This window comes from Nocardioides sp. T2.26MG-1 (genome assembly GCF_950101795.1).
Taxonomy (GTDB): domain Bacteria; phylum Actinomycetota; class Actinomycetes; order Propionibacteriales; family Nocardioidaceae; genus Nocardioides.
In genome coordinates this window covers 1-13,329 of the sequence record NZ_CATNLZ010000034.1, presented here as the reverse complement: position 1 = coordinate 13,329, position 13,329 = coordinate 1, and the positions used below count along the sequence as shown (strand labels likewise).

Sequence of the window (13,329 nt, the reverse complement as noted above, 5' to 3'; positions counted from 1 at the left end):
CATGCGGCACCTCGTCACCGGCGCCGGGTCCGGGATCGGCGCGGCGCTCACCCGGCGGCTGCACGAGCGCGGCGACGAGCTCGTGCTGCTGGCTCGCTCGGAGGAGCGGGCGGCCGAGCTCCGCACGGCGTGCGCCGGCGCGACGGTCCTGGTCGCCGACCTCGCCCGGCCGGAGGCCGTGGAGTCGCTGGCGCTCCCCGAGCGCCTCGACTCGGTCGTCCACGCCGCCGGCATCGTCGAGCTCGGCCCGGTCGCGGAGCTCTCGGTCGACGACTGGGCCACCCAGCTGCGGGTCAACCTGGTCGCTCCGGCCGCGCTCACCCGGGTTGCCCTGCCGGCTCTGCGGGCGGCCCGCGGCACGGTCGTCTTCGTCAACTCCAGCGCCGGCCTGACCGCCCACCCCAGGTGGGCGGCGTACGCCGCCTCCAAGCACGGCCTGCGGGCCCTCGCCGACTCGCTGCGCGGCGAGGAGGCGGCGACCGGTGTCCGGGTGAGCACGGTCTTCCCCGGCCGCACCGCCACCCCGATGCAGGAGAAGGTGCACGAGCAGGAGGGCAAGGAGTACGACGCCGGGCAGTGGATCCGGCCGGAGACCGTCGCTGACACGATCCTGCACCTGCTCGACCTGCCCCGCGACGCGACGGTCCCCGAGGTGGTGGTCAGGCCGGCCTAGCCGTTCGTCTCGGAGCGCCAGCTCAGCGCGCCGATCAGCACCATCCGCAGCTGCAGCTGCGCCTGCTCGACCAGCCGCCGCTCGGCGTCCGGGTCGCCGGCCGCGCCGAGGATCGCCTCGGCGGTCGCGACCATCGCGGTCACGATCAGGTTGGACAGCACCTCGAGGTCGCGAGCCGACCACACGTCGGTGCCCGGCAGCCGGGCGAGGTCGGCGGCCAGCTCGTGCTCGAACCGCTCGATCTCGTCGTGGATCGCGCGGCGCACCGCCGGCGGGCCGGCCGCGCGCTCGCGGGCGATGAACGCGAAGTGGGCCCGGTGGTGGTGCACGTGCTCGACGAGGATCGTGATCGACCGGTCGACGATGTCGGCGAGCGCCGGGTCGCCCTGCCGGATGTCGCGCAGCATCGTCCGCAGCGACACGAACGACTCGGCGACCAGCGCGACCCCGAGCGCCTCGACCGAGTCGAAGTGGCGGTAGAACGCGGTCGGCACGATGCCGACCTCCTTGGCGACCTGGCGCAGCGACAGCGCCGCCATCGTGCTCTCGGAGGACAGGTCGAGCGCCGCGTCGAGGATGGCCCGCCGGGTGCGCTCCTTGCGCGCCACGCGCGACAGCGGCTCGCTCCCCGCCTCCTCACCAGGCATGCCCGGCACCCTAGTAGGCGCCGCCGTCCTGTGATCGACTGGTGCCATGCGCGACCGCCTCAGCAAGTCCGAGATCCGCAAGGACGCCGTCCAGGGCACCGTCGAGGCCGCCGCGTCCACCGTCGGACAGGTCGCCACGATCGTCACCGGGGCGGTCCGCGACGTCGCGTCCGCCGTGGGCGGCTTCGCCACCGAGGTCTTCGAGATCCGCGACTCGGCTCGCAAGGCGGCGGCCGAGCACGAGATCTCGCCGCCCTCCGAGTAGGCCGCGGGTCAAAGTCCACCCGATCGGGTGAGTTCGGTGGCCGGTGTGGTCGGGCACACACTCTCTGCGCGGCAAGGCCCCGGCGCCCCCCTCACGCAGCGGCGGCTCCCGGGGCCGCGCCGCGCGACCGTCACGTCGCGGGGGTGTCCAGCAGCCGCACCAGCCTCTGCGGCGCGCAGCAGCGGAAGCTCTCGGTCACCAGCTCGGCGACCTCGGTCCAGTCGGTGTCCTCGTCCAGGACGAGACCGACGATCGTGGCCGACCACGGCGGCTTGTAGAACGGCAGCCCCGCGTGGGTGAGGGCCAGCAGCTCGTCACCGGACGCGTGGAAGGTGAGCACCGTGCGCTGCTCCGGGTCGCCGGTGATGTCGCGGTACGCCGACTCGTAGCCCTCCTGGGCGACCATCACGTGCGCGAAGGTCTTCTTCCGCACCCGCCAGCGCACGCCGGTCCACGCGTCCTCCTCGTAGGCGTCGGGGAGGGCGAGGGCGATGGCGCCGATCCGGCGTACGACGTCCGGCTCGGGCTCCACGCGTCGCGGCACGGCTCGGACCGGGCTCAGCCGAAGGACATCCGGAAGTCGGCCTGCCGGAACGACGCGAGCTGCCGGGCGTCGCGCAGCCAGCCCAGCGGCCCGTCGGCGGCGAAGTCCCAGCGGCCACGGCAGGGCAGCGCCTTGGAGGAGCCCTGCAGCGTCGCGGTCCGCTCCTCGCCGCCGGTGTCCTCGATGCCGGGCTGCCAGGTGCCGCCCTTGAACGGCACCCGCAGCATCGCCTTCGAGACGTCGGTGAACGACGCGCTCGCGATCGGGCGCCGGCCCAGGCTCGCCGACCACTCGGTGGTCGAGAGGGGACCGCGGCGCACCGTCTCGAGCTCGAAGTCGCACAGCCCCTTGGGGATCGCCCACAGCTCGCGGCCACCGGCGACGGAGGCGGGGGAGTCGACCCAGATGTCGGTGATGCTGACCCGGCGGCCGTGGCGGTCGGTGCTGACCGGGCGGGCGACCAGCAGCTCGGAGTAGGTCAGCGGGCTGCCGGGCTCGTAGCTCACGAACGCGGCGCCGTAGATCCCGGCCGGGCGCAGCGCGTTGACCGGCTCGCGGAGCCGGAACAGCGAGAGCCAGAGCTGGCCCACCATCTGCCAGGGTGCGGGCGGGTACGCCGTCGAGGGGGACTGGTGCGGATCGGGCTGGGTGGTCTGCTCGGCCATGAGGGAATCCTGCCGCACCCGGGCCGCAGACAGAAGTGGCAGTCGAGTGACACAATCCGCGGGTGCCGAGCCAGCGCCTCACCACCCGTGTCGCCACCTCCGAGCCCCGCTTCGTCGGCTACCCGCGCGCGGCCGCGGGCGCGCCCAACGTCGTCGTGGTCGTGGTCGACGACGTCGGGTTCGCCCAGCTCGGCTGCTTCGGCGCTGGCTTCGCGACCCCCAACATCGACCGGGTCGCCGCCGCCGGCCTGCGCTACCAGCGCTTCCACGTCACCTCGGTGTGCTCCGCGACCCGCGCCTCCCTGCTCACCGGCCGCAACCACCACGCGGTCGGCATGGGCGTGACCCAGGAGGCCGCCCTCGGCTTCCCCGGCTACCACGGCCGGATCCCCCGGTCCGCGGCCATGCTGCCGCGGGTGCTGCGCGACCACGGCTACAACACGATGGCGGTCGGCAAGTGGCACCTGACCCCGCAGGCCGAGTACTCCGCCGCCGGCCCGTTCGAGCGCTGGCCGCTCGGCCTCGGCTTCGAGCGCTACTACGGGTTCCTCGGGGCCGAGACCAACCACTGGGCTCCCGAGCTGGTCCGCGACAACACGCACATCGACCCGCCGCGCACCCCGGACGAGGGCTACCACCTCACCGAGGACCTGGTCGACCAGGCCATCCGGATGATCCAGGACCAGCAGCAGGCGGAGGCCCGCAAGCCGTTCTTCTGCTACCTGGCCACCGGGGCCGCGCACGCGCCGCACCAGGTCACCGAGGAGTGGGTGGCGCCGTACCGCGGCGCGTTCGACGCCGGATGGGAGGTCTGGCGCGAGCGCGCGTTCGAGCGCCAGCTCGCCGAGGGCGTCGTGCCGCCGGGCACCGTGCTCACCGAGCGTCCGCCGTGGGTGCCGGAGTGGGAGGGCCTCTCGGCCGACGAGCGGCGGCTCTTCGCCCGCTACATGGAGGTCTTCGCCGGGTTCATGGCCCACACCGACCACCACCTGGGCCGGCTGTTCGACACCCTCGACGAGCTGGGCATCGCGGACGACACCCTGCTGATGATCCTCTCCGACAACGGCGCCAGCGCCGAGGGCGGACCGACGGGCACGCTCAACGAGGCCGCTGGGTGGCTCGGGCTCACCGAGACCGTCGACGACGCGCTCGAGCACCTCGACGAGATCGGCGGGCCGGCGGCCAACAACCACTACCCGTTCGGCTGGGCGTGGGCGGGCAACACCCCGTTGCGGCTCTGGAAGCGCTACGCGTGGCTCGGCGGCGTCCGCACCCCGCTGATCGTGCGCTGGGGCGACCGGCTCGCGGAGCCCGGGGGCGTACGCCCGCAGTTCTGCCACGCCGTCGACCTCTACGCGACGGTGCTCGACGCCGCGGGCATCACGCCGCCCGAGACCGTCGACGGCGTCACCCAGCAGCCGCTGGACGGCGCCTCGATGCTCGCGACCTTCGCGGATCCCGGGGCCGCCGACCCCCGGGTGCTGCAGTACTTCGAGATGATGGGCTCCCGCGGGATCTACCACGACGGCTGGAAGGCCGTGACCGACCACGTCACCAACCAGTTCGACGAGCGCACCCACCTGACCGGCAGCTTCGACTTCGCGACCGACCGCTGGTCGCTGTTCCACCTCGCCGAGGACTTCTCCGAGGCGCACGACCTCGCCGACGAGCACCCGGACCGGGTCCGGCGGCTCGAGGAGCTGTGGTGGGCGGAGGCCGGGCGCAACCAGGTGCTGCCGCTCTTCGAGTTCCCGGAGTCGATGGCGCACCTGCACCCCGGGGAGTTCCCGCGGCCGGCAGCCGCGGTCTACCGGCCGGGCGGCGGCCCGGTGCAGGAGAGCCAGCTGCCCGCCGTGCTCGGTGGGTTCACGCTGACGGCGTACGTCGAGGTCCCCGACGGCGGCGCCGATGGGGTCGTCACCGCGCTCGGCGACCGGCACGGCGGATGGGCGCTGTACCTGCTCGCGGGCCGCCCGGTCGCGACGTTCGCGCTGCTCGACGGAGCCGTCCGGGTCGCCGCTGCGGACCCGGTGCCGCCGGGAGCGCACGTCGTCGGGCTCCGCTACGAGCCGGGCGGCGATGCCCGGGTGGTGCTCGCCGTCGACGGCCACGACGTGGCCCAGGCTGCCCTGCCGGGGCTGGTGTTCTTCCCCAACCTCACGACCGCGGGCGCCGGGCTGCTGGTCGGCCGGGACCGCGGTCTGCCGGTGAGCGCCGACTACCGGCCGCCGTTCGCGTTCACGGGCCGGCTGGACCGCGTCGAGCTGCGCAGTGGCCGGCCGGGAGCCCAGCCGGACGACGACACCCGGCTGCGGGCGGCCGTGTCGAGTGACTGAGCCACCGCGGGGCCGCCGTGAGCGGCGCAAGACCGACACCCGCCGGGCCCTCGAGGACGCGGCGCTGCGCCGGTTCGCCCAGGACGGCTACGACGAGACCTCGGTGGACTCGATCGCCGCCGACGCGGGCGTCTCGCCGCGGACGTTCTTCCGCTACTTCGCCACCAAGGACGAGGTGCTCGACATGGGCCGCTCGGTGCGCGAGCAGGAGGTGCGCGCCGCGGTCGGCGTCGCCGAGGAGGCTCGCCTCGACCTGGTTCGAGCGGCGGTGCTGGCGCTCGCGGGCGGGTTCGCCGCCGATCGCGACCGGGTCGCGCTGCGCGAGCGGGCGGCGGCGCGCTCGGTGCTGGTCCGCGGCCGGTTGCTCGACGCGCTCGTGTCGTGGGAGCGCACGCTCGCGTCCGCGCTGGCGGAGCGGGGCGAGCGCGACGCCGAGGTGCTGGCCGCCGTCGGCATCGCGGTCTTCCGCGCCGCGGTCACCGCCTGGCTGCGGACCGGGGGCGACCTGGCCGACCACGTCGCGGACGGGTTCGCCGCCCTCGCCTGAGCGCCGTCAGTCGTCGGGGTCGTCCAGGCGGGCCAGCCAGGTGGCGAACCGCTCCACTGCGGTCTCGAACTCCGGGTGGGTGTCGGTGAACTCCTGGAGCCGCTCGGCGAGCCAGGCCAGGGTGACCTCCTCGTCACCCCGGCGCTTCTCGAGCTCCTCGATGCCGCGATCGGTGAAGTACAACGCTGGCTCCTCGGTCAGCTGAACGCGCGGGCGATGAGGTCCTTCTGCTCCTCGGTGTGGCGCTTGACCGTGCCGACCGCGGGAGAGGAGGACTCGGGCCGCGAGACCAGCTCGACCTGGGCGTCGACGTGCGGCCAGACGTTGAGCTGGTAGTGCGGCCACGGACCCATGTTGGCGGGCTCGTCCTGCACCCAGCGCACCGCCTTGAGCTTCGGGAAGCGGGCGATCTCCGCGCGGATCTCGGCCTCCGGGCGCGGGTAGAGCTGCTCGATCCGGGCGATCGCGAACCGCTCGCCGTCCTCGCGCTTGGCCCGCTCGACCATCAGGTCCCACGTGACGCGGCCCGAGCACAGCAGCAGCGTGTCGACCCGGTCGGCGTCCGCGCCGCCGTCGGCGACGAACGGCCGGAACGTCCCCTCGGTGAAGTCGGCCGGCTGGGAGGCCGCCTCCTTGCGCTTGAGCATCGACTTCGGCGTGAAGACGATCAGCGGCCGGTGCTCCTCGCCGAGCGAGTGTTGGCGCAGCAGGTGGAAGTACGACGCCGGCGTCGACGGCTGGGCGACCACGAACGCCTCGTCGGCGGCCATCGTCATGAACCGCTCGATCCGCGCCGAGGAGTGGTCGGCGCCCTGGCCCTCGTAGCCGTGGGGGAGCAGCAGCACGACGCCGGACTGCTGGCGCCACTTGCTCTCACCGGAGCTGATGAACTCGTCGATCACGGTCTGGGCGCCGTTGACGAAGTCGCCGAACTGCGCCTCCCACAGCACCAGCGCCTCGGGGCGGGCCACGGAGTAGCCGTACTCGAAGCCGAGCGCGGCGTACTCGGAGAGCAGCGAGTCGTAGATGTAGAACTTCGCCTGGTCCTCGGTCAGCGAGGTGAGCGGCGTCCACTCGTCGGCGTTGACCCGGTCGATGATCGTGCCGAACCGCGAGACGAACGTGCCGCGGCGCGAGTCCTGGCCGGCCAGCCGCACCGGACGACCGTCCATCAGCAGCGAGCCGAACGCGAGGACCTCGCCCGTGCCCCAGTCGATCGGGCCGTCGGCGATCGCCGCCGCCCGGCGCTGCAGCTGCGGCATCACCTTCGGGTGGACCGTGAAGCCCTCGGGCGGTGTGACGTAGGCGTCGGCGATCCGCTTCAGCACGTGCGGGCCGACCGCGGTCTGGGTCTCGCCGGCGGGCTTGTCGGGGTAGTCGGGAACCGTGGTCCATTCCGAGGGCTGCGAGCTCGCCTCGCGCACCTCGGTGAACACGCGCTCCAGCTGCTGCTGGTAGTCACGCAGGACCTGCTCGGCCTCCTCGATCGTGATGTCGCCACGACCGATGAGGGACTCGGTGTAGAGCTTGCGCACCGAGCGCTTCTGCTCGATGAGGTCGTACATCAGCGGCTGGGTGTACGACGGGTCGTCGCCCTCGTTGTGGCCGCGGCGGCGGTAGCAGACGAGGTCGATGACGACGTCCTTGTTGAACGCCTGGCGGTACTCGAACGCGAGCCGCGCCACCCGGATGCACGCCTCGGGGTCGTCGCCGTTGACGTGGAAGATCGGCGCCTGGACCATCCGCGCGACATCGGTGCAGTAGAGCGAGGAGCGCGACGAGCCGGGGGAGGTGGTGAAGCCGACCTGGTTGTTGACGACCAGATGGATCGTGCCGCCGGTGCGGTAGCCGCGCAGCTGGGAGAGGTTCAGCGTCTCCGCGACCACGCCCTGGCCCGCGAACGCCGCGTCGCCGTGCACCAGCAGCGGCAGCACGGGGTACGCCGCACCCCGGTCGAGCACGTCCTGCTTGGCGCGGGCGATGCCCTCGAGCACCGGGTCGACGGCCTCGAGGTGCGACGGGTTGGCGGCGACCGAGACCTTGATCCGGTCCTTGGAGCCGGCCTCGAACACGCCCTCGGCGCCGAGGTGGTACTTCACGTCGCCGGAGCCCTGCACGGTCCGCGGGTCGATGTTGCCCTCGAACTCGCGGAAGATCTGGGAGTACTTCTTGCCGACGATGTTGGCGAGCACGTTGAGCCGGCCACGGTGGGCCATGCCGATGCAGACCTCGTCGAGCGCGGCCTCCGCGGCCGCCTCGCAGATCTCGTCGATCACCGGGATCGTGGTCTCGCCGCCCTCGAGGGAGAAGCGCTTCTGGCCGACGAACTTCGTCTGCAGGAACGTCTCGAACGCCTCGGCCTGGTTGAGCTTGAGCAGGATGCGGAGCTGCTCCTCGCGGGGCGGCTTGGTGTGCGGCTGCTCGACCCGCTCCTGGATCCAGCGGCGCTGCTCGGGATCCATGATGTGCATGTACTCGATGCCGGTGGTGCGGCAGTAGGAGTCGCGCAGGATGCCGAGGATCGCGCGCAGCTTCATGAAGCGGCGGCCCTCGCCGCCGAACGAGCCGGTCGCGAACTCACGGTCGAGGTCCCACAGCGTCAGTCCGTGGGACTCCACCTCGAGGTCGGGGTGGCTGCGCTGGCGGTACTCCAGCGGGTCGGTGTCGGCCATCATGTGGCCGCGGACCCGGTAGGCGTGGATCAGCTCCAGGATCCGGGCCTGCTTGCTGATCTCGTCGTCGTGGCTGGTCGAGATGTCGCTGGCCCAGCGGATCGGCTCGTAGGGGATCCGCAGGGACCGGAAGATCTCGTCGTAGAACCCGTCCTGGCCGAGCAGCAGCTGGTGGACCCGCTTGAGGAACTCGCCGGACTGGGCGCCCTGGATGACGCGGTGGTCGTAGGTCGAGGTCAGCGTCATGACCTTGCTGATCGCGTTGCGCGCGATCGCGTCCGCGGACGCCCCCTGCCACTCGGGCGGGTACTCCATCGCGCCGACGCCGATGATCGCGCCCTGGCCCTTCATCAGCCGCGGGACCGAGTGGCTGGTGCCGATGCCGCCCGGGTTGGTCAGGCTGATCGTGGTGCCCTGGAAGTCCTCGACGGTCAGCTTGTTGTCACGCGCCTTGCGCACGACGTCCTCGTAGGCCGTCCAGAACGCGGCGAAGTCCATCTTCTCCGCGGCCTTGATGCTGGGCACCAGGAGCTGGCGGCTGCCGTCGGACTTCTGCACGTCGATCGCCAGGCCGAGGTTGATGTGGGCCGGGGTGATCAGGTTGGGCTTGCCGTCGACGGTGTCGAACCCGACGTTCATCGCAGGCATCGACCGGACCGCCTTGACCAGCGCGTAGCCGATCAGGTGGGTGAAGGACACCTTGCCGCCGCGGGCGCGGGCGAGGTGGTTGTTGATGACGATGCGGTTGTCCCAGAGCAGCTTGACCGGGACCGAGCGGACCGAGGTGGCCGTGGGCACGCTCAGCGAGGCGTCCATGTTCTGCGCGGTCCGGGCCGGAGCTCCCCGCAGCACGGTGTAGGTGGGCTCGTCGCTGGCCGGGGCCGGGGCGGCGGGACGCTTCTCCTTCGGCACCGGGTTGGTGGTGCCCTTGGCGGGCTCGGCGGCCTTGGCGCTCGGGCGCGGCTTGGCCACCGGCGCCGGGGCCGGCTTGTCAGCAGCGGGCGCGGCCGGGGCCGACGCGGCGGCCTGCTCCGTGCTGGTCTGCTGAGGGGCGGCCGGCTGGGCCGTGGCCTGCTTGGCGGGGGCGGTCTTGGTCGCCCCGTTGGCGCCGTTCGTGCCGCCGTTGTTGGCCTTGAAGTACGTCACCCAGGTCGCGTCGACGCTGTCCGGATCGCGTTGGTACTGGTCGTACATCTCCTCCACGAGCCACTCGTTGGCTCCGAAGTCGGACCCCTCGAACTGGGCTGGGGGAACGTCGGATTCACTGCCTTTGGACTGCGGCACGGGTACTTTCGCCTCTTCCGATGCGTGCGCGGGGGAGTAGTTCAGTCCTCAAGGCTAGTCCCCCGACCCAGCAAATGCAGACTGTCTCAGTGGCATTTCGGCGTGGTGTGCGTCGAGCCACATCGCGGTCGCGGACACTGCCGTTCGACGGCACCTCAGAGAGGGGCGGGAGCCATGACCACATCCGTACGACGAGCCTACGTGTCGACCCTGGCCGTGCTGGTGCTGACCCTCGGGGTCGGCGCCTGCAGCGGCGGGGACGACGAACCCGACGAACCGGGCGCGGCCCCGAGCGCCCCCGGGGCCTCGGGCGCGCCCGCCGTCGAGACCGCCGTGACGTTCGGCCGCGTCACCGGCACCCTGCCGAAACAAGTGCGCGGCCGGCTGGCCGACCAGATCGGCGACGTCGTCGACGGCTGGACCGCCGCGGCGTACCTCGACGGCGACTACCCGCGGCGCGACTTCTCCCGATCCTGGCCCGGCTTCACCCCCGGGGCCCAGCAGGAGGCGCACCGAGACCGGGCGCTGATGAGCAACGAGGACATCGGCGGCCGGATCGACGGGGTCGAGGCCCGTCGCAGCCGGGTGCGGCTCGACGTCCTGGCGGTGCGCAAGCGCGCCGTCGGGGTCACCGCGCACGTGGCGCTCGGGTTCAGGACCACCGGCGACCTCGAGCGCACGGTGACCGTGCAGGGCCGGCTCTACCTCACCCACACCGAGCGCGGGTGGCGCGTGTTCGGCTACGACGTCACGAAGGGAGCCCGGTGATGGGACCTGACACGAGGCCGGATCTGACGCCGGCGACCGGGTCGGCGACGACCCGCTACCGCAAGGCCGTGCGTCTCGTCACGGTCGGGCTGATGCTCGCCGTGGCGGCGCTCGTCGTGCCGGCCTCGGCCGTCAAGAGCACCGACGTCGCGCTGGTGAAGGTCAACCGCGCCGACGGTGTGGACCTGACGCCCGACGTGGTGTGGATCCTCGCGGTCGGCTCGGACGCCCGGCCGGGCGAGGACATGACCCGCACGCGCGGGGACGCGCTGCAGCTGATCGGCATGAACTCGCGCACCGGCGCGGCCACGGCGATCGGCGTGCCGCGGGACTCCTGGGTCTCGATCCCCGGCCACGGCTACAACAAGATCAACGCGGCGCTGTACTTCGGTGGCCCGCGGGTGCTCGGCCAGGCCGTGGGGAACCTGGTCGGCATCCAGCCCGACTACGTCTTCATCAGCCGGTTCAAGTTCTTCCAGGCGATGATCAAGGACATCGGCGGCATCAACGTCCAGAACCCCGTCGCGTTCGACGACCCGTACCTGAACCCCGCCGGCTTCCGGAAGGGCCGCATCCACCTCGGCGGGTACGGCGCGATGGCGTTCTCGCGGATCCGGCACAACCTGATCCGCGGCGACTTCGACCGGTCGGCCAACCAGCAGCGGGTGCTGCGCGGCATCCAGGCGAAGGTGCGCGCCCGCTCCCACGTGCCGGGCTTCATCGAGCGCGGCGTGCTGTCGGTGATGGAGCACCTGTACACCGACCTCTCGCCCGCCGAGCTGTTCCGGCTCGCGCAGGTGGTGGCGCACGTCGACCCCCACAAGATCACGACCTGCGTGGTGCAGGGCGGTATCGGGAACGTCGGCGGTGCGAGCGTGGTGATCCCATCGGTGTCGATGGCTCGCCGGCTCGGCAACGACGCGCGCAACGACGCGACGATCGGGCACTGCTGATCCGCTGGACCAGCCGTGCCCGATCGTCGGGAGTGGTGCGTCGTACGACCCGGGGTTTCCGCAGGGGTCAGTTGGGCGTGATGTGCCCGCCGGCCCAGCCGAGCTCGAGGATCGAGCCGCCCGGGATCAGACCCGGCAGGGTCAGCACGATCGCCTTGACCTCGGCGCCGGTCCAGTTCTGCTTGACCACGCGGTACTGCAGGACGTTGCCGTCACCGAGGTCGATGCTCTGGCCCGGCTTGGGCAGGGGGAGCTCCTCGCCGTTGAGCACGATCTTGGCCAGGCTGGTCGAGATCGTGCGCTTGACCTTGGTGGTGTCGGCGGGCTTGCGCATGGCGACCTTGGAGGAGATGCCGTCGATCACGAGGCCGAGCGACGGGATCTCGAGGGCGCCGATGTCGGTGGACACGAGGCCCCGCGCGGAGCCGTTGCGGCTCTGGTCGCCCATCACGGCATAGTCGATCCCGGTCAGCCTCACCAGGCCGCCGAGCACCGGCACGTCGGCGATCCGGTGGTGCCGGGTGACGCCCTTGGTGCCCGAGCACGGGATGGCCTGCTCCTGGAGCCCGCCGAGCCGGATCAGGCCGTTGTTGCCGAACAGCTCCAGCCCCATGGCGCGGGACTGGAAGACGCCGGCGGGGACGGGGGAGGTGACGGCAGTGCGGGCCCGGCCCAGGGTGATCTCGGTCGGGTGTCCGGTCGCGGTCACCCGCAGGCGCAGGGCGTAGCTCTGGGAGGTCGCGGAGTGGGCGGTCGCGTTGCCGGACTTCACCCCGGCCAGGCCGATGCTGCCCAGGCCCGGGATCTCGATGGTGCTGCCGGTGATGCTGGTCAGCAGGTCGAGGACCTGGGTGACGAGGTCGCCCGTGGCCGACCCGAGGATGTCGAGCAGGTCCTGCAGCTCGGCGGGGATCTGCTCGGGCAGGTTGCCGATCGAGAGGCCGGTGAACCTGAAGTCCTCGGCGTGGCCGAACCTCCCGTCGGCTCTGCGGAACGCGTCGGCCGTCGACGTCAGACCCTCGAGCTTCAGGGTCGGCGTCTGGACGCCCTGGAACTCGCCGCCGAGCTCGAGATCCGCGATGGTGCTGATGCCGCGGACTCCCTGGACGCCACCCTTGCGGTAGGTCTGGGTGTAGCTCTTGGTCAGGCCGCCCTGGATCAGGGGGTTATCGGGCAGCGACAGCACGGAGTTGGCGACCTCCTCGAGGCCGACCCGACGCGTACAGCGCTGCTGGGCGAAGGCGTCCTTGAGGTTGCGCACCTCGACGCCGTCGACGAGGAGCTTGGTGCCGTAGACCGTGGCCTTGTAGCCGAGGTTCGTGACTGTGGGCGCCGACCGCTCGGCCCGACCCGAGTCGGGTGAGGCCGAGGTCGCCGGCGGGACGATGACGAGGGCGCCTGCGAGGCCGGCGCCACAGACGGCGAGCGAGGCGATCGCCCTCTTGATGGACATGTTCACTGGTGTCCTGCTTTCGTTGCCCGAGCCGCTGCGTCCCTCCGTCGGCCGCGGCTTGCTGATCCCATGTCGGTGGTCCCACCGAGACGTTGTGGCGACGATTGTGCGTGCGCGCCGGGGTCCTGGGGAGAGGGTCGCACGAGAAATCGGGCGCCGGTCAAGACCAATCGCGCCGTTTTCGTACCGCCGCGTAACCCGGCGGCCGGTCGGCCGTTTTCATCGCCCGACGTCCTGGAACTGGTGTCTCTGGGGCCGATCGACGCGCATCCTCGAAGGGACGGCAGCGGATCGGCGACCACTGGTGCAGGGAGCATCGCCCCGTCGGGATCGTCGCGTCAACCCTGGGGAGCTTCCGACCTGCCGTCGGTCTATGTGCGCCGGGTGAAGGCGATCTTGCCGTTGGGGAGGTGGGTGGTCGTGTAGTGGGGGTCGTGGGCTCTGGCGTGGTGCTTTGGGCAGAGCAGTCGGCCGTGTTTGGTGTTGGTGTTGCCGCCGGTGGCCCAGGTGGGGTCGTGGTGG

At 71.9% G+C, this 13,329-nt stretch carries 12 protein-coding genes; 6 read left to right on the top strand and 6 right to left on the bottom strand.

Annotation, left to right across the window (positions count from 1 at the left end; genetic code table 11):
- Position 1: 1 nt before the first annotated feature.
- Complete coding sequence (locus QQZ14_RS20315) at positions 2 to 673, top strand: SDR family oxidoreductase (protein WP_284536539.1); 672 nt, start codon at positions 2 to 4, stop codon at positions 671 to 673.
- Here the strand turns inward: QQZ14_RS20315 and QQZ14_RS20310 are convergent.
- Entirely contained in the window at positions 670 to 1,320 is a 651-nt protein-coding gene (locus QQZ14_RS20310; RefSeq protein WP_284536233.1) for a TetR family transcriptional regulator, read from the bottom strand. The genes QQZ14_RS20315 and QQZ14_RS20310 overlap by 4 nt on opposite strands.
- A 46-nt stretch (positions 1,321 to 1,366) precedes the next feature.
- On the opposite strand from QQZ14_RS20310, the gene QQZ14_RS20305 reads away from it, so the two are divergent.
- Positions 1,367 to 1,585 (top strand): hypothetical protein, encoded by a 219-nt coding sequence (locus QQZ14_RS20305; RefSeq protein ID WP_284536232.1) that lies wholly within the window; start codon positions 1,367 to 1,369, stop codon positions 1,583 to 1,585.
- Positions 1,586 to 1,715: 130 nt separating this feature from the next.
- Here QQZ14_RS20305 and QQZ14_RS20300 read toward each other — a convergent pair whose 3' ends face one another.
- Entirely contained in the window at positions 1,716 to 2,129 is a 414-nt protein-coding gene (locus tag QQZ14_RS20300; protein WP_284536231.1) for an MmcQ/YjbR family DNA-binding protein, read from the bottom strand.
- Positions 2,130 to 2,143: 14 nt separating this feature from the next.
- Positions 2,144 to 2,794 carry an acetoacetate decarboxylase family protein gene (locus QQZ14_RS20295; protein ID WP_284536230.1) on the bottom strand — a complete coding sequence of 217 codons (651 nt, stop codon included), beginning with the start codon at positions 2,792 to 2,794 and terminating at the stop codon, positions 2,144 to 2,146.
- Between the two features lie 62 nt (positions 2,795 to 2,856).
- Here QQZ14_RS20295 and QQZ14_RS20290 point away from each other — a divergent pair, with 62 nt between their 5' ends.
- Together QQZ14_RS20290 and QQZ14_RS20285 are read left to right on the top strand one after the other, a co-directional pair.
- Positions 2,857 to 5,130: an arylsulfatase gene (locus QQZ14_RS20290; RefSeq protein WP_284536229.1), complete on the top strand. Its 2,274-nt coding sequence runs from the start codon at positions 2,857 to 2,859 to the stop codon at positions 5,128 to 5,130.
- Positions 5,123 to 5,677: a TetR family transcriptional regulator gene (locus tag QQZ14_RS20285; protein ID WP_284536228.1), complete on the top strand. Its 555-nt coding sequence runs from the start codon at positions 5,123 to 5,125 to the stop codon at positions 5,675 to 5,677. The genes QQZ14_RS20290 and QQZ14_RS20285 overlap by 8 nt, the downstream gene beginning before the upstream one ends.
- A 6-nt stretch (positions 5,678 to 5,683) precedes the next feature.
- On the opposite strand, the gene QQZ14_RS20280 is transcribed toward QQZ14_RS20285, so the two are convergent.
- Positions 5,684 to 5,860, bottom strand: a complete 177-nt coding sequence (locus tag QQZ14_RS20280) for a DUF6104 family protein (RefSeq protein WP_284536227.1) — start codon at positions 5,858 to 5,860, stop codon at positions 5,684 to 5,686.
- A gap of 14 nt (positions 5,861 to 5,874) precedes the next feature.
- The gene (locus QQZ14_RS20275; protein ID WP_284536226.1) at positions 5,875 to 9,633 is read right to left on the bottom strand and encodes a multifunctional oxoglutarate decarboxylase/oxoglutarate dehydrogenase thiamine pyrophosphate-binding subunit/dihydrolipoyllysine-residue succinyltransferase subunit; all 3,759 of its coding nucleotides are present in this window, start codon (positions 9,631 to 9,633) and stop codon (positions 5,875 to 5,877) included.
- Between the two features lie 174 nt (positions 9,634 to 9,807).
- Between QQZ14_RS20275 and QQZ14_RS20270 the strand changes: the two genes are divergently transcribed.
- Together QQZ14_RS20270 and QQZ14_RS20265 are read left to right on the top strand one after the other, a co-directional pair.
- On the top strand, positions 9,808 to 10,401 hold the full coding sequence (locus QQZ14_RS20270; protein ID WP_284536225.1) for a hypothetical protein: 594 nt from the start codon (positions 9,808 to 9,810) through the stop codon (positions 10,399 to 10,401).
- On the top strand, positions 10,401 to 11,354 hold the full coding sequence (locus QQZ14_RS20265) for an LCP family protein (protein WP_284536224.1): 954 nt from the start codon (positions 10,401 to 10,403) through the stop codon (positions 11,352 to 11,354). Before QQZ14_RS20270 ends, QQZ14_RS20265 begins: the two co-directional genes overlap by 1 nt.
- Before the next feature lie 67 nt (positions 11,355 to 11,421).
- On the opposite strand, the gene QQZ14_RS20260 is transcribed toward QQZ14_RS20265, so the two are convergent.
- On the bottom strand, positions 11,422 to 12,807 hold the full coding sequence (locus QQZ14_RS20260) for a choice-of-anchor P family protein (RefSeq protein ID WP_284536223.1): 1,386 nt from the start codon (positions 12,805 to 12,807) through the stop codon (positions 11,422 to 11,424).
- Positions 12,808 to 13,329: the final 522 nt, after the last annotated feature.

Bases quoted from the DNA above. Each gene is read 5' to 3' on its own strand.
- QQZ14_RS20260 (WP_284536223.1), bottom strand. From the start codon at position 12,807: ATGTCCATCAAGAGGGCGATCGCCTCGCTCGCCGTCTGTGGCGCCGGC.
- QQZ14_RS20315 (WP_284536539.1), top strand. From the start codon at position 2: ATGCGGCACCTCGTCACCGGCGCCGGGTCCGGGATCGGCGCGGCGCTC.
- QQZ14_RS20270 (WP_284536225.1), top strand. From the start codon at position 9,808: ATGACCACATCCGTACGACGAGCCTACGTGTCGACCCTGGCCGTGCTG.
- QQZ14_RS20310 (WP_284536233.1), bottom strand. From the start codon at position 1,320: ATGCCTGGTGAGGAGGCGGGGAGCGAGCCGCTGTCGCGCGTGGCGCGC.
- QQZ14_RS20295 (WP_284536230.1), bottom strand. From the start codon at position 2,794: ATGGCCGAGCAGACCACCCAGCCCGATCCGCACCAGTCCCCCTCGACG.
- QQZ14_RS20265 (WP_284536224.1), top strand. From the start codon at position 10,401: ATGGGACCTGACACGAGGCCGGATCTGACGCCGGCGACCGGGTCGGCG.
- QQZ14_RS20305 (WP_284536232.1), top strand. From the start codon at position 1,367: ATGCGCGACCGCCTCAGCAAGTCCGAGATCCGCAAGGACGCCGTCCAG.